The organism is Serinicoccus kebangsaanensis, from assembly GCF_008919445.1.
In the GTDB taxonomy this organism is placed as follows: domain Bacteria; phylum Actinomycetota; class Actinomycetes; order Actinomycetales; family Dermatophilaceae; genus Ornithinicoccus; species Ornithinicoccus kebangsaanensis.
Window position 1 is genome coordinate 1 of the sequence record NZ_VSLG01000008.1, and the last position, 20,403, is coordinate 20,403.

At 75.2% G+C, this 20,403-nt stretch carries 12 protein-coding genes; 4 read left to right on the forward strand and 8 right to left on the reverse strand.

Annotated elements, in window-relative coordinates; all coding sequences use genetic code 11:
• Nucleotides 1-77 precede the first annotated feature (77 nt).
• Genes recC through FXF60_RS09735 form a run of 4 tightly spaced genes read left to right on the forward strand, consistent with a single transcriptional unit; the run spans nt 78 to nt 9,818 of the window.
• Nucleotides 78-3,593 carry an exodeoxyribonuclease V subunit gamma gene (gene recC, locus FXF60_RS09720; protein ID WP_151525780.1) on the forward strand — a complete coding sequence of 1,172 codons (3,516 nt, stop codon included), beginning with the start codon at nt 78-80 and terminating at the stop codon, nt 3,591-3,593.
• On the forward strand, nt 3,590-7,018 hold the full coding sequence (locus tag FXF60_RS09725; protein ID WP_151525781.1) for a UvrD-helicase domain-containing protein: 3,429 nt from the start codon (nt 3,590-3,592) through the stop codon (nt 7,016-7,018). The genes recC and FXF60_RS09725 overlap by 4 nt, the downstream gene beginning before the upstream one ends.
• Nucleotides 7,011-8,918 carry an exodeoxyribonuclease V subunit alpha gene (gene recD / locus FXF60_RS09730; RefSeq protein WP_151525782.1) on the forward strand — a complete coding sequence of 636 codons (1,908 nt, stop codon included), beginning with the start codon at nt 7,011-7,013 and terminating at the stop codon, nt 8,916-8,918. Before FXF60_RS09725 ends, recD begins: the two co-directional genes overlap by 8 nt.
• A gap of 51 nt (nt 8,919-8,969) precedes the next feature.
• A complete protein-coding gene (locus FXF60_RS09735) occupies nt 8,970-9,818 on the forward strand; it encodes a hypothetical protein (protein ID WP_151525783.1) in 849 nt (282 codons plus the stop codon).
• A 121-nt stretch (nt 9,819-9,939) separates the two neighbouring features.
• Here FXF60_RS09735 and FXF60_RS09740 read toward each other — a convergent pair whose 3' ends face one another.
• The 8 genes from FXF60_RS09740 to FXF60_RS09775 all read right to left on the reverse strand — a co-directional run bounded on the left by FXF60_RS09740 (nt 9,940) and on the right by FXF60_RS09775 (nt 20,339).
• On the reverse strand, nt 9,940-12,429 hold the full coding sequence (locus FXF60_RS09740) for an ABC transporter permease (protein WP_151525784.1): 2,490 nt from the start codon (nt 12,427-12,429) through the stop codon (nt 9,940-9,942).
• The gene (locus FXF60_RS09745) at nt 12,429-13,190 is read right to left on the reverse strand and encodes an ABC transporter ATP-binding protein (protein WP_202879603.1); all 762 of its coding nucleotides are present in this window, start codon (nt 13,188-13,190) and stop codon (nt 12,429-12,431) included. Before FXF60_RS09745 ends, FXF60_RS09740 begins: the two co-directional genes overlap by 1 nt.
• 331 nt (nt 13,191-13,521) lie before the next feature.
• Nucleotides 13,522-14,238: a response regulator transcription factor gene (locus FXF60_RS09750; RefSeq protein ID WP_151525786.1), complete on the reverse strand. Its 717-nt coding sequence runs from the start codon at nt 14,236-14,238 to the stop codon at nt 13,522-13,524.
• On the reverse strand, nt 14,235-15,557 hold the full coding sequence (locus tag FXF60_RS09755) for a sensor histidine kinase (protein WP_151525787.1): 1,323 nt from the start codon (nt 15,555-15,557) through the stop codon (nt 14,235-14,237). Before FXF60_RS09755 ends, FXF60_RS09750 begins: the two co-directional genes overlap by 4 nt.
• An 80-nt stretch (nt 15,558-15,637) precedes the next feature.
• Nucleotides 15,638-16,852 (reverse strand): imidazolonepropionase, encoded by a 1,215-nt coding sequence (gene hutI / locus FXF60_RS09760; RefSeq protein WP_151525788.1) that lies wholly within the window; start codon nt 16,850-16,852, stop codon nt 15,638-15,640.
• A gap of 57 nt (nt 16,853-16,909) precedes the next feature.
• On the reverse strand, nt 16,910-17,683 hold the full coding sequence (locus FXF60_RS09765) for a hypothetical protein (protein ID WP_202879604.1): 774 nt from the start codon (nt 17,681-17,683) through the stop codon (nt 16,910-16,912).
• A gap of 98 nt (nt 17,684-17,781) precedes the next feature.
• A complete protein-coding gene (locus FXF60_RS09770) occupies nt 17,782-19,125 on the reverse strand; it encodes a formimidoylglutamate deiminase (RefSeq protein WP_192796682.1) in 1,344 nt (447 codons plus the stop codon).
• On the reverse strand, nt 19,122-20,339 hold the full coding sequence (locus tag FXF60_RS09775; protein WP_151525900.1) for an allantoate amidohydrolase: 1,218 nt from the start codon (nt 20,337-20,339) through the stop codon (nt 19,122-19,124). Before FXF60_RS09775 ends, FXF60_RS09770 begins: the two co-directional genes overlap by 4 nt.
• Between the last annotated feature and the right edge of the window lie 64 nt (nt 20,340-20,403).

The following is a 20,403-nucleotide window of genomic DNA, read 5'->3' on the forward strand; positions in this document are numbered from 1 at the left end:
CTCACCACCGACGCCCATCACCACAACACCGTCCAGCCGATGCGCCAACCAGCCGCGGCTTGACATAGGAGAAACGCGTGGCGTTGGTCGTGCATCGGGACGTGAGCACCGCGGCGTTGGCCGACGGGCTCGCCGGGCTGCTGTCCGAGCCGCTGCCCGATCCGTTCGCCGAGGAGGTCGTCGCGGTGCCGGCCAGGGGGGTCGAGCGCTGGCTGGCCCAACGCCTGTCGCACACGCTGGGTGCGGGCCAGGGTCATGACGGGGTCTGCGCCGGGATCCGCTTCCTCAACCCGCACTCGCTGGTGTCCATGGTGCTCGGGATCGAGCGGGACGACCCGTGGCACCCGGACCTGCTGGTGTGGCCGGTGCTGGAGGCGATCGACGCCAGCCTGGAGCAGGAGTGGGCGCGGACGCTGGCCGTGCACCTCGGTCGGGGCGCGACCGGCGACGAGGCACAGCTGCGGCGCGGCCGCCGGTATGCCGTCGCCCGCCGGCTCGCCGGTCTCTTCGCCGCGTATGCCGCCTCCCGCCCTGCCATGGTCACCGACTGGCGCGAGGGGGGTGACGGGGACGGCCTGGGTGGTCGGGTCGACGACGACCTGGCCTGGCAGCCGGAGCTGTGGCGACGGGTGCTCGAGCAGGTCCCCGCCGAGCCGCCGGACGTGCGGCACGCGCGGGTCGTCGAGGCACTGCGCTCCGGCGACCAGGAGCCGAGCCTGCCCGACGTCCAGCTGCCGGGTCGGCTCTCGCTCTTCGGGCATACCCGGATCGCGCGCAGCGAGGTCGAGGTCCTCTCCGCGCTCGCCCGGCACCGGGACGTGCACCTGTGGCTGCCGCAGGCCTCCCCCGCCGCCTGGGAGACGCTCGCCGCCGACGAGGGCGTCGCGGCCGGTCCGGTGCCCCGCGACGAGGACGCCTCCGCCCTCCTGGTCGACCACCCGCTCCTCGCCAGCCTGGGCCGCGACGCCCGGGAGCTGCAGCGGACCCTGACCCTGGCACCGCACACGGAGACCACGACACGCCCCGCCCGTGCCGCTGCCGCACCGCCCCCTTCGTTGCTGCACCTGCTCCAGGGCGACCTCGCCGCCGACGCCGTGCCCGGCCCCGACGAGCTGGCACGGCGCACCGTCCCGGCGGACGACCGGAGCATCCAGGTGCACGCCTGCCACGGCCAGGCGCGCCAGATCGACGTGCTGCGCGACGTGCTCGCCGACCTGCTGCAGCAGGACCCCACCCTCGAGCCGCGCGACATCCTCGTGATGTGCCCGGACATCGACACGCTGGCGCCCCTCGTGCACGCCGGGTTCGGGCTCGGTGAGGTGGTGCACGACGGCGGTGCACACGGCCCGGACCGCGAGGCGGCGTCGACCCACCCCGCCCACCTGATGCGCGTCCGCCTGGCCGACCGGGCACCCGTCCAGGCGAACCCGCTGCTGGCCCTGGCCGCCCGGCTGGTCGAGCTCGCCGGCGGGCGGCTCACCGCGGGCGAGGTGCTCGACCTGGCGCGCAGCGGGCCGGTGCGACGGCGCTTCGGGCTCGACGACGACGACCTCGAGCGGCTGGGCGACTGGGTGGGTTCGGTGGCGGTGCGCTGGGGGTTGGACGAGGAGCACCGGGCGGACTACGCGCTCACCGGCCTGACCCAGAACACCTGGCAGGCCGGTCTGGCCCGGGTCCTGGTCGGTGCCGCGGTCGACGGGGAGGAGCTCGACCACCTGGGGACCACGCTCGGCCTCGACGACCTGGACAGCGGCGACCTGGACCTGGCCGGGCGGTTGGCCGAGCTGGTGGCTCGCCTCGGGCGCACGCTGCGGGCACTGCGGACGGCCGAGGAGGTCGACGCCTGGGTCGAGGCGTTGACCGACGGCGTGCTGGGTCTGGCCGACGTCACCCCGTCGGACGCCTGGCAGGTCACCCAGCTGCGCCGGGAGCTGGACCTCGTGGCCGCGCACGCCGGCGCACGATCACCCGACGGCGCGGGCCTGAGCCTGTCGCTGTCCGACGTGCACGCCCTGCTGGCCGAGCAGGCCGCCGGCCGGGCGACCCGCTCCAACTTCCGCACCGGCACGCTCACCGTGTGCACCATGGTCCCGATGCGCTCGGTGCCGCACCGGGTGGTGGCCCTCGTGGGGCTGGACGACGGCGTCTTCCCCCGCACCACCGCCGCGGACGGTGACGACGCGACCGCGCGGCGGCCGGTCACCGGCGAGCGCGACCCCCGCAGCGAGGACCGCCAGCTGCTGCTGGACGCGATCACGGCCGCGAGCGACGCCCTGGTCATCACCTACACCGGCTTCGACGAGCACACCGGCGCCGCCCGCCCACCCGCCGTGCCGCTCGGCGAGCTGCTCGACGCGGTCCGGCACACCGCCGCGCCGACCTCCCCCGGTGTCGGGCGGGTGCTCACCCACCATCCGCTGCAGCCCTTCGACCCGCGCAACCTGGGGGCGACGCGGGAGGGTATGCCGTCGCTGCTGCCGGAGGGGCGCCCATTCAGCTACGACCCGGCGGCCCTCGCGGGCGGGCGTGCGGCCGTCGGCGAGCGGGAGCCGCGTCCCCGGCCGGTGGATGCCGCGCTCGGGGCGCCGGCGACCGACCAGGAGGACGGCGGAGGGGTCGAGCTGGAGGCGCTGCTGCGCTTCTTCGACAACCCGGCCCGCGCCTACCTGCGCGACCGGCTCGGCCTGCTCCTCCCCCAGGTCCCGGAGGAGGCCGGCGAGGGCATCCCCATCGACCTGGGCGGGCTGGACAGGTGGGCGATCGGCGACCGGGTGCTGCAGGCGGTGCTCGACGGGCGCGACCCGGGGGCCACCGTCGACGCCGAGCTGTGGCGCGGCGAGCTGCCACCCGGTGCGCTGGGCACGGCGGTGATGCGCGAGGTGACCCAGCAGGCGCAGCTCGTGGCCGAGGGCACCTGGGCGGCGGTCGGCCAGGGCGGCTGGGGGGTGCCGCTGGAGCGGGACACCCTGGACATCGACCTCGTCCTGCCGAGCGGGCGTCGGCTCACCGGGACCGTGATCGGTCTCGTGGGTGGGCGAGCGGTGACCGCGACCTACTCGACCGTGAAGGCCAGGCAGCGGCTCCGGTCCTGGATCACCTCCCTCGTGCTGGCCGCCACGCTGGACGGCGAGGCCACCAGCCACGTGCTCGGACGGCAGAGCTGGGGGCGGCGCAAGGGTGGCGTGCACTACACCCACGGCCCGCACGAGCGCGACCGGGCGCTCGAGCTCCTGGACCAGCTGGTCGACCTGCGCGCCCGTGGCATGGCCGAGCCGCTGCCGCTGCCGGTCCAGACCTCGATGCGGTGGGCACAGGCATACCTCTCCGGCCCGGGCGACGAGCGGGCCGCGACCCTCGACGCGGTCCGGGAGTGGCGCACCGACGACACCTTCGAGCAGGCCTTCCCCAAGGAGCAGGACGACCCGAGCCACGCCTACGTCCACGGCGGCTCGGTCCCGCTGCAGCAGATCCTCGGCGTCCCGCGCGAGGACGAGCGCTGGAGCCCGGGGGTCGAGCACCGGCTCGGGCAGCTCGCGCTGCGTGTCTGGGGTCCGGTGCTCACCGGCGGGGCCGAGCGCAAGGAGCGGGTATGACCGCGCTCCCGCACTTCTCCATCACCGACCCGCTGCCCACCGGCACCGTGCTGCTCGAGGCGAGCGCCGGCACCGGCAAGACCTGGACCATCGCGGCGCTGGTGACCCGCTACGTCGCCGAGGGCGTCGTGCTGCTGCCGGAGATGCTGGTGGTGACCTTCGGTCGCGCGGCGAGCCAGGAGCTGCGCGCCCGCGTCCGTGAGCAGCTGGTGGCGGCCGAGCGGGCGCTGGCCGACCCTCCGCCCGAGCAGGAGCGGGACGACCTGGTCGCGCTGCTGCTCGACGTCGACGAGGCCGAGCGGGCGGTGCGCCGGCGGCGGCTGCGCACGGCGCTGTCCGACATCGACGCCGCCACCATCGCCACCACCCACCAGTTCTGCCAGCAGGTGCTGCGCAGCCTCGGGGTGGCGGGCACCGCCGATGCCTCCGCCGAGCTGGTCGAGGACCTCGACCGGCTGCTGGTGGAGGTGGTCGACGACCTCTACCTGCGGGCCTTCGCCCAGCGGGAGGACGAGCCGATCTTCACCCGCCGCGAGGCGCTGCAGATCGCCCGCACGGCCGTCGACGACATCCACGCCGAGCTGGCGCCCACGGGCGCCGAGCCGCGGTCGGTCCCGGACCGTCGGGTCCGCTTCGCCCGGGCCGTGCGGCACGAGCTGGACCTGCGCAAGCAGCGGCTGCAGGTCATGCACTACAACGACCTGCTCACCCAGCTCGCGGACGCGCTGGAGGGCGAGGACTCACCGGCCCGGCTCCGGATGCGGCAGCGGTGGCAGGTGGTGCTCGTCGACGAGTTCCAGGACACCGACCCGATCCAGTGGTCGGTGCTGGACCGCGCCTTCAGCGGTCACGCGCGGGCGACGGTCCTCATCGGTGACCCGAAGCAGGCCATCTACGCCTTCCGCGGCGGCGACGTCCCGACCTACCTCACCGCGGCCGGGACCGCCGACGACCGCCGCACCCTGCCCCGCAACTTCCGCTCCGACCCGGGCCTGACCCAGGCCCTGGGCTCGATGCTCACCGGGGCCCAGCTCGGCGACGAGGAGATCCTGGTGCACCCGGTCACGGCCCAGCGCGAGGGGACCCGGCTGGAGGGTGCCCCCACCGCGTCCCCGGTGCGGCTGCGCCAGGTGCTGCTGCGCGACCACCTCGGGGGCGACACCCGGATGCCGACGGTGCGGCCGTGGATCGCGCGCGACCTCGCCCACGACGTCGCCGCCCTGCTCGCCTCGGGCGCGACCTTCGAGGGCCGGCCGGTGCAGGCGCGGGACATCGCCGTCCTCGCGCACCGCGGCAAGGACCTGCTGCAGGCCAGGGACGCCCTCGCCGAGCTGGGCATACCGGCGGTGAGCGCGGGCGGGTCGACCGTGCTGCACAGCCAGGGTGCGCACGACTGGTTGGCCCTGCTGGAGGCGATGGTCGCGCCGCACCGGCCGATGCTCACCCGGGCGGCCGCGCTCACCGACCTGCTGGGGTATGCCGTCGCCCGGGTCGGGGACCGCGGTGAGCGGGCGGACGCGGACCTGGAGGACGAGCTGGCGCAGACCTGCCGCGAGCTCGCCGGACTCTACGCCCGGCAGGGGATCGCGGCGGTGCTGGAGCTGCTCACCGTGCGCGGTCTGCCGGACCGGGTGCTGCGTCAGGTCGGCGGGGAGCGCTCGCTGACCGACCTGCGGCACGTCGCGCAGCTGCTGCACGAGACCGCCCGGCGCGACCAGCTCGGGCTCGTCGCGCTGCTGGAGTGGCTGCGGGCCGGGATGGCGCAGGACGCGCCGAGCAGCGCCGGGGCGCGAACGCGGAGGCTGGACAGCGACGCCGCCGCGGTCCAGCTCGCCACCATCCACGGCAGCAAGGGGCTGCAGTATCCCGTCGTCTACCTCCCGTCCCTCGGCGACCGGTGGGTCAGCGACTCCCCCTCGATCCCGCTCTTCCACGGTGACCCGCCGCAGCGGACCCGCTGCCTGGACGTCGGGGGCGACCACCCCGCCAACCCCGGGTGGGCCGAGTCGGTGCGGCGGCACAAGGAGGAGGACGCGGGCGAGTCGCTGCGCCTGCTCTACGTCGCGCTCACCCGGGCCCAGAGTCAGGTGGTCACCTGGTGGGCGCCGGTCAACAACGCGAGCAGCTCGGCGCTGCACCGCGTCCTCTTCGGTCGGGAGCCGGGCCAGGGCGAGGTGCCGCAGACGGTGCGGGTGCCGCGGCAGGACGACGCCGCCACGCAGCGCCTGCAGCAGTGGGTGGACGAGGGTGCGTTCTCGCTGGAGCGGGCCGACCACGCCACCGATCTCGCGCCGGCGCCGCCCCCGGAGGTGCCCGACCTGGCGCTGGCGAGGTGGACCCGACGGGTCGACCACGACTGGCGGCGCACGTCGTACACCGCCCTGTCGACACCGGCCGACGGCGCCGTCGCCGCCGGGGTGGGCAGCGAGCCGGAGGTCGGGCTGACCGGGCGGGAGGACGAGCCGAGCGGGCCCGACCCGGTGCCGGAGACCGCGCCGTCCCTGCCGGGCCTGGACGCGGTGGCACCTCCAGCGGGCGCTGAGGTGCCGTCGCCGATGGCGGACCTGCCGGTGGGCGCCACCTTCGGCTCCCTCGTGCACGCCGTGCTGGAGCACGCCGACCCGCAGGCGGCGGACCTGCGGGGCGAGCTGCGGCGGCGCATCGGCGAGCAACGGGTGCTCTGGCCGGTCGACCTCGGCCCGGACGGCGTGGACACCCTCGCCGACGCCCTGGTCGCCGTGTGCGACACCCCGCTCGGGCCGCTCGCGGGGGCGACCACCCTGCGCGAGATCGGCACCGCGGACCGGCTCTGCGAGCTCGACTTCGAGCTGCCGCTGGGGGGCGGCGACCTCCGGCGCGACGCCAGGGGCGGGCGCGTCGCGCTGCTGGGCGACCTCGTGCCGTTGCTCCGGGAGCACCTGCCGCCGGGCGACCCGGTGCGGGCCTGGGCCGACGTGCTGGAGGCCGCCCCGGACCTCGCCGGCCAGCAGCTGCGCGGCTACCTCACCGGCTCGGTGGACGTGGTGCTGCGGGTGCCCCGGGGAGGGGCTGCCGGGGCCGAACCGACCTTCCTCGTGGCCGACTACAAGACCAACTGGCTCGGCAGCGCCGACGAGCCGCTGACCGCGGCCGACTACCGCCCCGAGCGGCTGGACGAGGCGATGGGGCACTCCTCCTACCCGCTGCAGGCACTCCTCTACGCCGTGGTCGCCCACCGGTTCCTGCGGTGGCGGCTGCCCGGCTACGACGCCGACCGTCACCTGGGTGGCGTGCTCTACCTCTACCTGCGCGGCATGTGCGGCCCGGACACCCCCCTCGTGGACGGTATGCCGTGCGGCGTCTTCTCCTGGCGGCCGCCCGTCGCGCTGGTGCGGGGGATCTCGGACCTGCTGGACGGGGCCACCGAGGGGGTGGGCCATGGCTGAGGACGCCGGCGCACCGCCGCCCGCCCCGACGAACCTCCCGGTGCTGGAGCTCTTCGAGCAGGTCGACGAGCACGACCGCCGGCTCGCGCTCACCGCCACCGGGCTGCTGCGCGAGGTCAACCAGGCCGGGCTGCTCACCGCCGCCGACGTGCACGTGGCGACCGGGCTGGCCCGCGCGGCGCACGAGAAGGACCCCGAGGTGGTGCTCGCCGCGGCCGTCGCGACGCGGGCGGTGCGCTCCGGGTCGGTGGCGGTCGACCTGGCCGCGCTGGCCTCCCAGGGGGCGCAGGCACTGCCCGACCTGGCCTGGCCGGATCCGCAGACGTGGACGGCCGCGGTCGCCGGGAGCCGGTTGGCGACCGAGGGCGGACTCGTCGTCGAGGAGGCGACCGGGCTGGTCTACCTGCAGCGGTACCACCACCAGGAGGTGCAGGTGGCGGCCGACCTGCGGGCCCGGGCCGAGCTCGGGCCCCCACCGGTGGACGAGGAGGTGCTGGCCGCCGGGCTGTCCCGGATCTTCCCTGGGGAGGGGTATGCCGAGCAGCGCGCCGCGGCGGAGGTCGTCGTGCGGTCCCGGACCGGGGTCATCACCGGCGGCCCGGGGACCGGGAAGACGACGACCGTGGCGGGGGTGCTGACGCTGCTGGCCGAGCAGGCGGCGGCCACGGGGGCGCGTGCTCCCCGCGTGGGCCTGGCCGCACCGACCGGCAAGGCGGCGGCCCGCGTCAAGGCCGCGGTGGACCGGGCCCTGGACGAGATCGAGGCACGCACCCCCGACGTCGCCGGCCGGCAGGTGGTGGAGCGGCTGCGGGAGGTAGAGCCGCGCACCGTGCACCGGCTGCTCGGGTGGAGGCCGGGCTCACGCAGCAGGTTCCGGCACCACCGCGGCAACCGGCTGCCGCACGACGTGGTGCTGGTCGACGAGGCCTCGATGGTGTCGCTCACCCAGATGGCCCGCCTGCTGGAGGCGCTGCGGCCCACGGCGCGGCTCATCCTGGTCGGTGACGCCGACCAGCTGGTGTCGGTGGAGGCCGGGGCGGTGCTGGCCGACCTGGTGGCGGCGGTGCCGGAGGCCGCGGTCGGCGTCGCCCAGCCCGACGGTGACACCCCGGTCGCGGAGGCCACGACCCCGGCGCCGCTCGCGCTCGCCCGGCTGCGCACGGTGCATCGGTTCGGCGAGACCATCGGGGCCCTGGCGCAGGCGCTGCGCGTCGGCGACGCGGACGCCGTGGTGGGCGCCCTCTCGGCGGGAGGCGAGGAGGTGCAGTGGGTCCGCGAGGAGGACCCGGGCGCATACCTGCAGGACGAGCTGACCCGGCAGGCGCTCGACATCCTCGCGGCCGCCCGGGAGGGCGACGACGTCGCCGCCCTCGACGCGCTGCACCGGCACCGGCTGCTGTGCGCGCACCGCGACGGCGACCGCGGGGTGCGCCGGTGGAACCACCTGGTCGAGACCTGGCTGGCCGAGGCGACCGGGCTGACGTTCTACGACCCGATGTACCTCGGCCGTCCGCTGCTCGTCACCGCGAACGACTACGCCACCGGCGTGCTCAACGGCGACACCGGCGTCGTCGTGGCCTCGCACACGTCCGCCGGCGTGCCGGTGCGGATGGCCGCGATCGACGGGGCCGGCGGCCGCAGCAGGTATGCCCCCTCCCGCCTCGGCGACGTCGAGACCATGCACGCCATGACCATCCACAAGGCCCAGGGCAGCCAGGCCCGGGAGATCACCGTGCTGCTGCCCGAGCTGGACAGCCCGCTGCTGACCCGGGAGCTGTTCTACACCGCGGTCACCCGGGCCGAGCGACGGGTGCGGGTGGTGGGCTCCGAGGAGGAGGTGCGGGCCGCCGTGCAGCGGCGCGTCGTCCGGGCCAGCGGTCTGCGGCAGCGGCTCGGCTGAGCGCGTGACGTAGGGCAGGCGGAGCGGTCCGGGCTGTGGCACGGTGACCGCATGGCTCGTCCCACGGCGCACCTGGATCGGCTGACGCGGCGGTTCTGGAAGGTCCGTGGCCGCCCGGTCGACCTGGGCGGCGCCGAGGCGTGGCTCGCGGCACCGATGAGCGAGGGCTCGACCGTGGGGGACGCCTGGGTGCGGTCGGCGGCCACCGCCCTCGGCGGGACCGTGGTGGAGGAGGCGGACGGTGCCGGGCTCCTCGCCGACCTGCGGCAGCTGGACGGACCCGACTTCCGGTCTGCGGACCTGCACCCGCAGATCCGCGACTTCTACGAGCACACCTCCGACTGGCGGATGGAGGTGTGGACCCAGTGGAACCCGATCTTCCAGCCCGGTGGCGAGCTCGTCTCGCGCCTCTTCGGACGGCGGGTGCAGCAGCTCGCCCTGCCGACGCGTCCGCTCGACGTCGCCCGCGGCATGGACAGCCGGATCGCCGTCATCCAGGACGCCGAGGGTCACCAGGTGGCGGCGGCCTGGATGCGGACGCTGCGCTCCACCGGCGAGTTCGTCTACAGCGGGTGCTACGCGACGCGGTCGCTCCCGGGACGGGACGGGCCGAGTGTCCACGTGACCTTCCCGCTGGAGTCCGGCAACGTGCAGGTCTTCCTCCGACCGCGTGTCCTCCCCGGTGGCGGGCTGGAGCTGTCCTCCCCCGCGGGCCGGTTCGGCGACGACGGTGCCTACGTCGTCGTGGACGAGGCCGGGACCCACGCGGCGCGGGTGCCGGTCCACGAGAGCTTCCGGGTCTACCTCGACGAGGAGGGGGTGCTGCGGACCGACCACACGCTGCGCCTGTGGTCCGCCCCCGCCGTCCGGCTCCACTACAAGCTGACCCGCACCGCGTGAGGGACGGAGTGAGGGCCGGCCGGGTGTCCCGTCCCGGCCGGCCCTCGGGGGTCTGCGCCCGCGCCCTGAAGCGGGCGACCCCGCAAGCGGTGCGGCGAGTCCCTGCGCCGCCCCGCCCGGTCTACGCAGCGGCCAACCCCTCCGCCGGGCTCACCCGGGCCGCCCTCCGCGCCGGGAGGACGCTGGCCAGCACCCCGGCCAGCAGCGCGACGCCGAGGATGATGCCGACCCGTCCCCACGGCACGCTCACGGCCACCGGCGTGTCCTCGGGGAGGATCGTCTGGATCCCGAGCGCGGCATACCCGACGCCCAGCGCGAGCCCCAGGCCGGCGCTGACCAGGGCCAGCAGCACCCCCTCGGTGAGCAGCATCGACCGCATCTGGGTCCGGGTCAGCCCCAGCCCGCGCAGCAGCGCGTGCTCGCGGTGCCGCTCGATCACGGACAGCGACAACGTGTTGGCGATGCCGACGAGGGCGATCACCACACCGACGCCCAGCAGCGCCGCGGCGATGAGCACCATCACGTCGAGGATCTGCACGACCTGCGCCCGGAGTGCGGCAGCACCGTCCAGGTCGAGGTCCGCGCCCTCGGCGATGTCGGTGATCTCCCCGAACGCGCCGACCAGGTCGCCGTCCTCGTCCAGCCGGATGAGGAGGGCACCTTCGCGCGCCTCGTCGCCCGCGAGCCGGGCCAGGTCCCTCGGGTGCACGGTCAGCCGCCCGCCGCCCAGGCCGAGCTCGGTGACGGTCAGCTCGGCGGAGCCACCCGCACCCTCGACCGACATCGTGTCGCCCGGCTCCACTCCGTTGATCACCATCTCCAGGCCGTCCATGCCGAGCATCCCCGGGCGCACCGACGCGACGAGGTCCTCGCTGCGGAGCACCTCGCCCGCCGTCCGCCGGTCCAGCGCGAGCGCCGGGCTGGTGACCTGAGACTCACCCACGGTCAGGTATGCCGTCTGTACCGGCACCGCGGACTCGACACCGTCGACCTCCGCGATCCGTCCGGCGTCCTGCGAGGTGATCTCGCCGCTCACCGGACGCTCGCCCGACGCGTCGGCGGCCGGTGCCTGCGCGACGAGGTCGATCGCATACTCCTTGTCGATCTCGCCCATGGCCGTCTGCTCGCCGGACGCGGCACCGACGGTCGTCATCGTGATCAGGGTGACGCCGACCAGCAGGGCAGCGCTGGTGCTGGCGGCACGGCCGGGGTTGCGCACGGCGTTGTCGACCGCGAGGCGACCGGGCACCCCGGCGACCCGGGCACCCACGCCCAGGGCGCGCACCGCCCACGGCACGACCAGGGTGCTCGCCACCAGGACGCCCACGAAGGACACGAGACCGCCCGCGACGCCGAGGAGCACGTCCCGCGAGGTGGCTCCGAGCAGCATCAGTGCGGTGCCGCCGGCCACCAGCAGCAGACCGAGCCCGACGCGGACCACCCCGGCACGCGTCGGCGACGCGGCCCCGTCCACCGGCCGCAGGGCCGCGAGCGGTGAGACCCGGGTGGCACGGTGGGCCGGCCACAGCGACGCCAGCACGGTGACCACCACACCGACGAGGAGCGGGACGACCAGCGCCAGCCAGCCGAGGCTCAGGCCTGTGCCCAGCGGGATGCCGATGTCGACCCGACGGCCGATGGTCAGCAGCAGCGCGGCAGCCCCGATCCCCAGGGCGACCCCGGCGACCGACGCCACCAGCCCGAGGATGGCGGCCTCGAGCACGACCGACCGGCGCACCTGGGCCCGGGTGGCCCCCACGCAGCGCAGCAGCGCCAGCTCCCCCGTGCGCTGGGCCAGGGTGATCGTGAACGTGTTGGCGATGACGATCGCGGCGGTCGCCAGGGCCACAGCCCCGAAGCCGAGCAGCATGGCGCCCATGACGAGGGTCCCGCCGGTCAGCATGGCGACCCGCGCCTCCGCGGCCTCCGGCCCGGTCATGACGGTGCCGCCGGGGACGGCCTCGACGACCTGCCCACGCACGGCGGACTCGTCCGCCCCCTCGGCCAGCGCGAGCTGGATGGCCTGGTAGCTCATCAACGGGTCGACCGCCCGCAGCGTCGCGTCGGTGGCGTAGAAGCCCTCACCGAACATCCCACCCGGCCCCGCGTCGGGGCGCAGGACGCCCACGACCGTGAGCTCGGTGACCGGGCCCGTCTCGCCCCGGGCGTCGATGGAGTGCACGCGCAGCTCCTCGCCCACCGCCAGTCCACCCTCGACGGCGGCCGGGTTGAGCGCGATCTCGCCCTGCGCCTCCGGCACCCGACCCTCCAGCAGGGTCGTCCCGGCGCTCGGGACGGTGAGCCCGGCGACGAAGGACCCGTCGTCGCGCTCGGCCGTGGCGATCCCCTCGCCGACCAGGCCGGTCACGCCGCCGATCCCGGCCACCGCGTCATACTCCTCGGTGTTCATGGCCAGGCCGTCCTCACCCATGACGACGAGGTCGGCGTCCCGCACCCCGGCGGCGACCGCGTCCTCGAGCGCGGTCTGGGCCGTCTGCACCACGACGACGCTGGCGGCCAGGAAGGCGACGCCGATGACGATCGCCACCGCGGCGGCGATCAGGCGTCGACCCCGCGAGGCCAGCCCCGAGGTCAGGTATGCCGCCGCCATCAGGCCCTCCCGAGGTCGCGCACGGCGGCGAGCACGGCGTCGGCGTCCGGCTCGAGGATCTCCCCGGCGAGCTGGCCGTCGGCGAGCAGCAGGACCCGGTCGGCGACCGCGGCGGCGTTGGGGTCGTGGGTGACCATGACGACCGTCTGCCCCCAGGCGTCGACCGACCGGCGCAGCAGGGCCAGCACCTCGGCGCCCGTGGTGGAGTCCAGGGCGCCGGTGGGCTCGTCGGCGAAGATCACCTCCGGGCGGGTCATCAGCGCGCGCGCCAGGGCGACCCGCTGCTGCTGCCCGCCCGACAGCTGACCGGGCCGGTGCCCGAGCCGGTCGGCGAGCCCGAGGCCGTCGACGACGGTGCGCTCCCACTCCGGGTCCACCCGGCGCCCGGCGAGCTCCAGGGGCAGCCGGATGTTCTGTCCCGCCGTGAGGGTGGGCAGCAGGTTGAAGGCCTGGAAGACGAAGCCGACCGAGTCGCGGCGGAGCCGGGTCAGCGCCGCGTCCCGCAGGCCGGTGAGCTCGTGGTCGCCGAGGTAGACGCGGCCCGTCGTGGGGGTGTCGAGCCCGGCGAGCAGGTGCATGAGCGTCGACTTGCCCGACCCGCTCGGCCCCATGATGGCGGTGAACCGGCGGGCGTCGATCCCGACGGTGATCCCGTCCAGGGCCGTCACCGCGGCCTCCCCACGGCCGTAGGTCTTGGTCAGGTCCAGGGCGCTGGCCGCGAGAGCGGCGGTCGAGCGCGGTGCTGTGGTCGTCATACCCATGACGCTATGAGCCGGCGGTCGTGCGGCACATCAGTCGTCGGTCGCGACCTGGCGCCCCTCACCTCCACCCCAGGTATGACCGAGCGTCGCCTGTGGTTGCCCACGACCCCACCGGGCGTCGCCTGTGGTTGGCTGCGAGCCCACCGAGCGTCGCTTGTGGTTGGCGCGCGCCGAGGGCGGCAACCACAAGCGACGCTCGGTGCCACCTGGGACAACCACAAGCGACGCCTGGTGCCTGCTGGGGCAACCACAAGCGACGCCTGGTGCCTGCTGGGGCAACCACAAGCGACGCTCGGTGACTGCTGGGGCAACCACAAGCGACGCTCGGTGGCTATTCGGGGCGGCCGACCAGACCCGTCTCGTAGGCGGTGATCACCATCTGGACCCGGTCGCGCAGGCCGAGCTTGTGCAGCACCCGGCCGATGTGCGTCTTCACGGTCGCCTCGGCGAGGTAGAACTCGGCCGCGATCTCGCTGTTGGTCAGCCCCTTGCCGACCGCCTCGAGCACCTCACGCTCGCGGTCGGTCAGCACGTCCAGGCGGGCCGTCGCCGCACGGCGCTGCGCGGCCGCGTCCTGCCGGCCCTGCTCGTCCGGCAGGTCGGGGACGAAGCGCTCCAGCAGCCTCCGGGTGGTCGACGGTGCCATCGCGGCGTCGCCGGCGTGGACGGCGCGGATCGCCGCGAGCAGCTCGGCCGGGCCGGCGTCCTTGAGCAGGAAGCCGGACGCCCCCGCCTTGAGCGCGGCGAAGACGTACTCGTCCAGGTCGAACGTGGTGAGCACCAGCACCTTGAGCGCAGGGTCGTCCGGCGTCCGGTCCTGCAGCAGCCGACGCGTGGTCTCGACCCCGTCCATCCGGGGCATCCGGATGTCCATGAGCACGACGTCCGGTCGCGTCTGGGCGATCGCCTCCACGGCGGCCATCCCGTCGCCGGCCTCACCGACGACGCTCATGTCGTCCTGGGCGTCGAGCACCATCCGGAAGCCGGCGCGCACCAGCTCCTGGTCGTCGACGAGGAAGAGTCGGGTGGGCTGGGAGTCGGTGGTCATCGGTCCCCTCCAGGTGTATGCGCGGTCTCCGGACTCCCCGACGCGACGTCCAGGTGGTCGGCGGGCTCGTCGCGGGCGTCGACCGGGAAGGTCGCGACCACCTCCCAGCCCTGCCGTCGCCGCGGCCCGGCGTGCACCGTGCCGCCGAGCACCTCCACCCGCTCGCGCATCCCGAGCAGCCCGTTGCCCTCTCCGTCGGGCTCCTGGGCGAGCGCACCGCGTCCGTCGTCGGTGACCCGGACCATGAGCACCCCCGGCGTGCGGAGCACGTCGACGTCGACCGACGCGTCCGGCCCGGCGTGCTTCATCGCGTTGGTCAGCGCCTCCTGCACGACGCGGTATGCCGCCAGGTCCGCCTCGGGCGAGAGTCCGCCCACCTCGCCGCGGACGTGCGCGTCGACGTCCACGCCGGAGGCCCGGACCCGCTCGACCAGCTCGTCCAGGTGGGCCAGCCCCTGCAGCGGGGAGTACTCCGCGTCGCTCCCGGCGTCACGGAGCACGCCGACCAGCCGCCGGGTGTCGGTGAGGGAGGCGCGGGCCGTGTCCGCGAGTGTCTCCAACGTCCCTGCCGCCTGCTCCAGGGCGACCCTGGCCCGGTCCGCGTCGAGGTCGGTGCCCCGGGAGAGCGCCTGGCGCGCGGCATACAGGCCGCCGTCCGCCTGGACCACGACCACGGCGAGCGAGTGCGCCACGACGTCGTGCATCTCGCGCGCGATGCTGGCGCGCTCGTCCTGCGCGGCGAGCCGCTGCCGCTGGGCCTGGTCGCGCGCGAGGGCGCGGTTCTGCGCCTGCAGCCGGGCCACGACCTCGCGGCGCCGCCGCATGACATCGCCCAGCGCCCAGGCCACGCCGACGAAGCACGCCATGAAGACGGCCTGGATCGCCGCGACGGCGAGGTAGTAGCCCAGGCCGCCGTAGATCGAGCCGGCCCAGTCGAGCGCGGCGATCAGCGCTCCCGCCAGCCCCAGCCCCAGGACCAGCCGGGAGGTGGTGCGGTTGCCGAAGGCCGCCGCGCTGTAGACCGCGATGAGCACGGCGACGTTGGCCGGGACCGGGGAGTCGACGAGGAGCACCTGGATCAGGCACCCCGCGGCGATGACGAGCGCCACCGGTAGGGGGTGGCTGCGGCGCCACAGCAGCGGGACGACCAGCAGCAGGCTGACGAGGGTGAGCGGGAGCGTCCCGGCACCGACCCCGGTCACCAGCAGGAGGAAGAGGAGCACCGCCACGAGCAGCGCGTCGGGGAGCCAGCTGACGCCCCGCGCGCGGCTCCACACCTCCGAGGCCTGCTGACGCACGGCCTGCACCCACTCGTTCACGTGGCGACCCTAGACGTTCGGCGGCCAGGGGCGCGTCATACCAGGGTCGCGTGCTGGTCCGCCCACGGTGGGACCGGACCTCAGACCTCCAGGGCTCGCACGATCGGCACCCCGACGCGGTAGGGGATGTGCAGGAAGCTGGGCGCGTCCACGACGGCCAGGTCCGCCCGCTGCCCGACCCGGATCCGCCCGAGATCGTCGCGGCGCAGCGCCCGGGCCCCGCCGACGGTCGCCGCACGCAGTGCCTGCGCCGGGGTCATCCCCATCTCGCGCACGGCGAGCGCGATCATCAGCGGCATCGAGGAGGAGTTGCAGGTCCCGGGGTTGCAGTCGCTGGCCAGGGCCACCGAGACCCCGGCGTCCAGGAGACGCCGGGCGTCCGGGTAGGGCTGCCGGGTGGAGAACTCCACACCCGGCAGCAGCGTCGCGACCGTGTCGCTCCCGGCGAGCGCGGCCACGTCGTCGTCGGAGAGGAAGGTGCAGTGGTCCACGCTGGCCGCGCCGAGCTCGACCGCCAGCTGCACACCGGGGCCGTGCGACAGCTGGTTGCCGTGCACCCGCAGCTCCAGCCCGGCGGCACGTCCGGCCTCGAGCACCCGCCGCGACTCCTCACCGTCGAAGGCGTGCGCGCTGGCCGGCTCGCAGAAGACGTCGATCCACCGCGCATACGGGGCACAGGCGTCGAGCATCTCGCCGCACACGAGGTCGAGGTATGCCGCGCGCCCGCCAGCCTGCCTCGCGTCGGGTGGCACGACGTGGGCTCCGAGGAAGGTGGTCTCGGTGGTGACCTCGCGCGCCAGCCGCAGGGCGCGGACCTCGTGCTCCACGTCCAGGCCGTAGCCGCTCTTGATCTCGACGGTGGTCGTGCCCTGTGCCCGCATCTCGCCCACTCGGGCGGCGATGAGCGCGCGCAGCTCCGCGTCGCCCGCCTCCCGCGTGGCGGCCATGGTCACCGCGATGCCACCGCCGTCGTAGGGCTGGCCGGTCATGCGGGCGGCGAACTCGGCGGAGCGGTCCCCGGCGAAGACCAGGTGGGAGTGGCTGTCCACGAAGCCCGGCAGGACCGCCCGGCCCCCGATATCGATCGACCAGTCCGCGTCCGGCGCCTCGCCGGCAGGCCCGAGCCACTCCACCACGGGGGCCGAGTCCTCGCCGCCACCACCGATGACGACGGCGGCGTCGCCCACGACGCCCAGGCCCCGGGTCAGGTCCCCCGCACCGGACGGCGCCGCCCGGTCCTCGAGCGCGTCGTCGCAGGTGACCAGCTCGCTGATGCCGGTGATGAGCATGCTCATGGGCCTGATCCTCTCGTGTCCTCGGTCAGCCGGGCCGGGTGGCGTCTGCGGGCACCCTCACGGAGCCCAGACGACGGGTGCCTCGTAGTACGGGTTGGCCTCCCAGTCGCCGTCGCCGTCGGCGTTGTCGTTGCCGCCCCACGCCGCCCCGGTGATCTCCATCCCGGCGTCCGCGAGGGCGACCACGCAGGTGCGCGCGGTGCCGCCGGCCTCCATGCTGTCGAACTCGTCGTTGGTGCACTCGCCGATGTCCGCACCGTCAGCCCACACCGTCATCGCGGCAGAGCCGTCCCCGTGGACGGCGCCGAGCTCGGGATACAGGTCCAGCTTCTCGTAGTCGCCGTCGGTGTCGACGATCTCGTGCTCCGCCCAGACGAGGTAGGGCACCTCGTCCTCGACCGGCGTCGCGAGCTCGATCCCGTCCAGGATGCCCGGGTCCGCCTCGGTGATCTCGGTGACGGTCGTGCGCAACCTGAGGTAGCGGTAGTAGTCGTCCTGCGGGTCTGCGACGCTCGCCACCTGGATGACGGCCGGATCACCGAGGGCGAGCTCCGTGCCGGGAGCCGTCAGCTCGGTGGAGCCACCCTCCGCACCGTCCTCGCCGGCCTCGGTCTCCTCCGCGCCGTCGTCCTCTGTCGTCTCCTCCGCGCCGTCGTCCTCCGTCGGCTCCTCCGCGGTGTCGTCCTCGGTCGCGGTGTCGTCCTCCGTGGGCGTCGTCTCCTCCACGGCACCGGTCTGCTCCGGTGCAGCCTCGTCCTCGCCGCACGCGGCCAGGCTCAGGGCCACCCCCAGCGCCACGGCCGCCGTCGCCGTGCGTCGCGTGTTCCTCATCATGCTCTCTCTCCTGTTCCGGCCCGGACGGGCCACCTGGGCGGGCTCGACCACCCCCCTCGGTGATCCAGCCTGTCACGCGGCATCACCCCCCGTCGTCAGCCCAAGGACTCATCCTGGTGGGGTCTTAAGGCCCGGGCGAGCAGCGTCCCCACGTCGCCCAGCCGGTGCACCCCACCCTCCACGACGGTGCGACCGTCGACGAGGACCGTGTCGACGTCGGCCGCCGTCGCGCTCAGCAGGATCTGCGCGGGGTCGGTGCCCGCGGTGCGGACGGTGTCCGTCCGGACGGCCACGAGGTCGGCGCGCGCACCCACGGCGATCCGGCCGGCGTCCGGCCAGCCGATGCTGTCGTGCGCGGTCGCGGCGGCGAGCAGGTCGAGAGGCCGCAGCCGCCCACGCTCCAGGCTCGCCAGCCGCTCGTGCATCTCCAGCGCCCGCGCCTCCTCGACCAGGTCGATGACGGCGTGCTGGTCCGAGCCGAGCGAGAGCCGCGCCCCGGCGTCGCGCAGCGCCCGGGCCGGGCCGATGCCGTCGGCCAGGTCCCGCTCGGTGGTGGGGCAGAAGCAGGCGTGCGACCGGTGCCGGCCGAGCAGCGCGACGTCCGCCTCGGTGAGGTGGGTGGCGTGCACGGCGGACAGCTCCGGTCCGAGCACCCCCTCCTGCTCGAGCAGGCCGGTCGGTGTCAGGCCGTGGGCGGCGAGGCAGGCGTCGTTCTCCGCCGGTTGCTCGGAGAGGTGGACGTGGAGCGGTCGCGTCCCGGCCCACCCTGCGACCGTGGCGAGCTGGTCGCGCGGCACGGCGCGGACCGAGTGGATCGCGGCGCCGACCCGGACGTGGGCGGGACCGCCGTCGGTGTGGTCGCGCAGGTCGTCCACCCGCAGGGCCCAGGCCTCGGCGTCCAGGTCGCCGAACCGCAGCTGCGTCCCCTCCAGCGGGGTGTGCCCGTCCGGCCCGAGCCCGCCGGCGAGGTAGCAGGTGTCCAGCAGGGTGAGCCGGATGCCGGCGTCGGCCGCGGCGTGGACCAGGGCCTGCCCCATCGCGTTGGGGTCCATGTAGCGCCGAGCCCCCGGGGCGTGGTGCAGGTAGTGGAACTCCCCCACCGCGGTGATCCCGGCGAGCGCCATCTCGGCGTAGGTCGCCCGGGCCAGCGCCAGGTAGCGGTCCGGGTCGAGGCGGGCGGCCACGGCATACATCGCCTCGCGCCAGGTCCAGAAGGTCCCGCCGCCGCCGTGCGTCCGCCCACGCAGCGCCCGGTGGAAGGCGTGGCTGTGCGCGTTCGCCAGTCCGGGGAGGACGACGCCGGGGAGGCGGTGGTCCCCGCCGTCGGCCGGTATGCCCTCCTCCACCGCGGTGATCCGGCCGTCGGCGACGCTGATGCGCACGTCGGCGGCCACGCCGGTGGGCAGGTGGGCGTGCGCGGCGTGGAAGGTCGTGCTCACGGCTGGTCGGCCACCAGGTCGGTGAGGCAGGCCGCGAGCGCCTCGACCCCGGCGTGGCAGTCCTGCGTCTCGGCGTGCTCCACCGGGTTGTGCGAGATCCCGGTGGGGTTGCGCACGAAGAGCATGGCCGTGGGGATCCCGGCACCGGAGAGGATCCCGGCGTCGTGCCCGGCCCCGGTGCCCAGGACGGGCACGCTGAGCTCGTCGGTGCTGCCCAGGACGCGGCGCAACCGGTCGGCCAGGTCGGTGTCGAAGCGGGTGGTGGGGGTCCACGACTCCCGGGTGACGGTGGCGCCGTGCTGCTGCACCCGCGTCTCGAGGTCGTCGACGAGGGCCCGGACCTGTCCCTCGTCGGTGCCACGGGTGTCCAGCCAGCCGGTGACGTGCGACGGGATGGCGTTGATGCCGCCGGGGGTGACCGCGACCTTGCCGACGGTGGCGACGCAGCCCCGCTCGGCGGCGCCCGCCCGGGCGGCGAGCACCAGGTCGGCGTAGCCGAGCATCGCGTCCTTCCGGTCCTCCAGACGCGTGGTGCCGGCGTGGTTGGCCTCGCCGGGGAAGTCGAAGCGCCACCGTCCGTGCGGCCAGATGTCGCTGGCGACGGCGACCGGTGCACCCAGGTCCACCAGCGCGCGACCCTGCTCGACGTGCAGCTCGACGAAGCAGCCCACGCGGGCGAGGGTCTCCTCGTCCCGGCCCAGCGCCTGCGGGTCGCGCCCGGCCGCGGCGAAGGCGTCGGCATACGTCACGCCGTCGCCGTCGGTGAGTGCCCGTGCCCGGTCCGCGTCCAGCGCGCCGGTGAGCACGCGGGACCCGGCGCAGGCGATCCCGAACCGGGCGCCCTCCTCGTCGATGAAGTGGGTCACGGCGATCGGCCGGCCCGGCACCACGCCGCTCGCCCGCAGCGCGTCGACCGCGGCGAACGAGCTCACCACCCCCAGCGGTCCGTCGAAGGCGCCGCCGTCCGGCACGGAGTCCAGGTGGGAGCCGATGGCGACCCCGGTATGCCCCGCCCGCACCGCGTCGTCGACGGTTCCGGGACCGTCCCACCACCAGGCCCACTGGTTGCCGACCCGGTCCTCGACGAGGTCGAGCCCGCGGGCGGCCGCCTCCCCGGCGAACCACTCGCGCAGCGCGGCGTCCTCGCGCGTCCACACGAAGCGGCGGTACCCGCCGCTGGCGACTCGGCCGACGGGGCCGAGGTCGGCCCACATCCGGTCGAAGCTGGCGAGGCTGGCGGCGGTGCTCACGCCCACGACTCTAGGTCGCGGGTGGTCC

What these genes read in the sequence shown, in the direction of transcription:
- FXF60_RS09725 (WP_151525781.1), top strand. Translation starts at nt 3,590, where the DNA reads ATGACCGCGCTCCCGCACTTCTCCATCACCGACCCGCTGCCCACCGGC.
- recD (WP_151525782.1), top strand. Translation starts at nt 7,011, where the DNA reads ATGGCTGAGGACGCCGGCGCACCGCCGCCCGCCCCGACGAACCTCCCG.
- FXF60_RS09735 (WP_151525783.1), top strand. Translation starts at nt 8,970, where the DNA reads ATGGCTCGTCCCACGGCGCACCTGGATCGGCTGACGCGGCGGTTCTGG.
- FXF60_RS09740 (WP_151525784.1), bottom strand. Translation starts at nt 12,429, where the DNA reads ATGGCGGCGGCATACCTGACCTCGGGGCTGGCCTCGCGGGGTCGACGC.
- FXF60_RS09745 (WP_202879603.1), bottom strand. Translation starts at nt 13,190, where the DNA reads ATGGGTATGACGACCACAGCACCGCGCTCGACCGCCGCTCTCGCGGCC.
- FXF60_RS09750 (WP_151525786.1), bottom strand. Translation starts at nt 14,238, where the DNA reads ATGACCACCGACTCCCAGCCCACCCGACTCTTCCTCGTCGACGACCAG.
- hutI (WP_151525788.1), bottom strand. Translation starts at nt 16,852, where the DNA reads ATGAGCATGCTCATCACCGGCATCAGCGAGCTGGTCACCTGCGACGAC.
- FXF60_RS09765 (WP_202879604.1), bottom strand. Translation starts at nt 17,683, where the DNA reads ATGAGGAACACGCGACGCACGGCGACGGCGGCCGTGGCGCTGGGGGTG.
- FXF60_RS09775 (WP_151525900.1), bottom strand. Translation starts at nt 20,339, where the DNA reads ATGTGGGCCGACCTCGGCCCCGTCGGCCGAGTCGCCAGCGGCGGGTAC.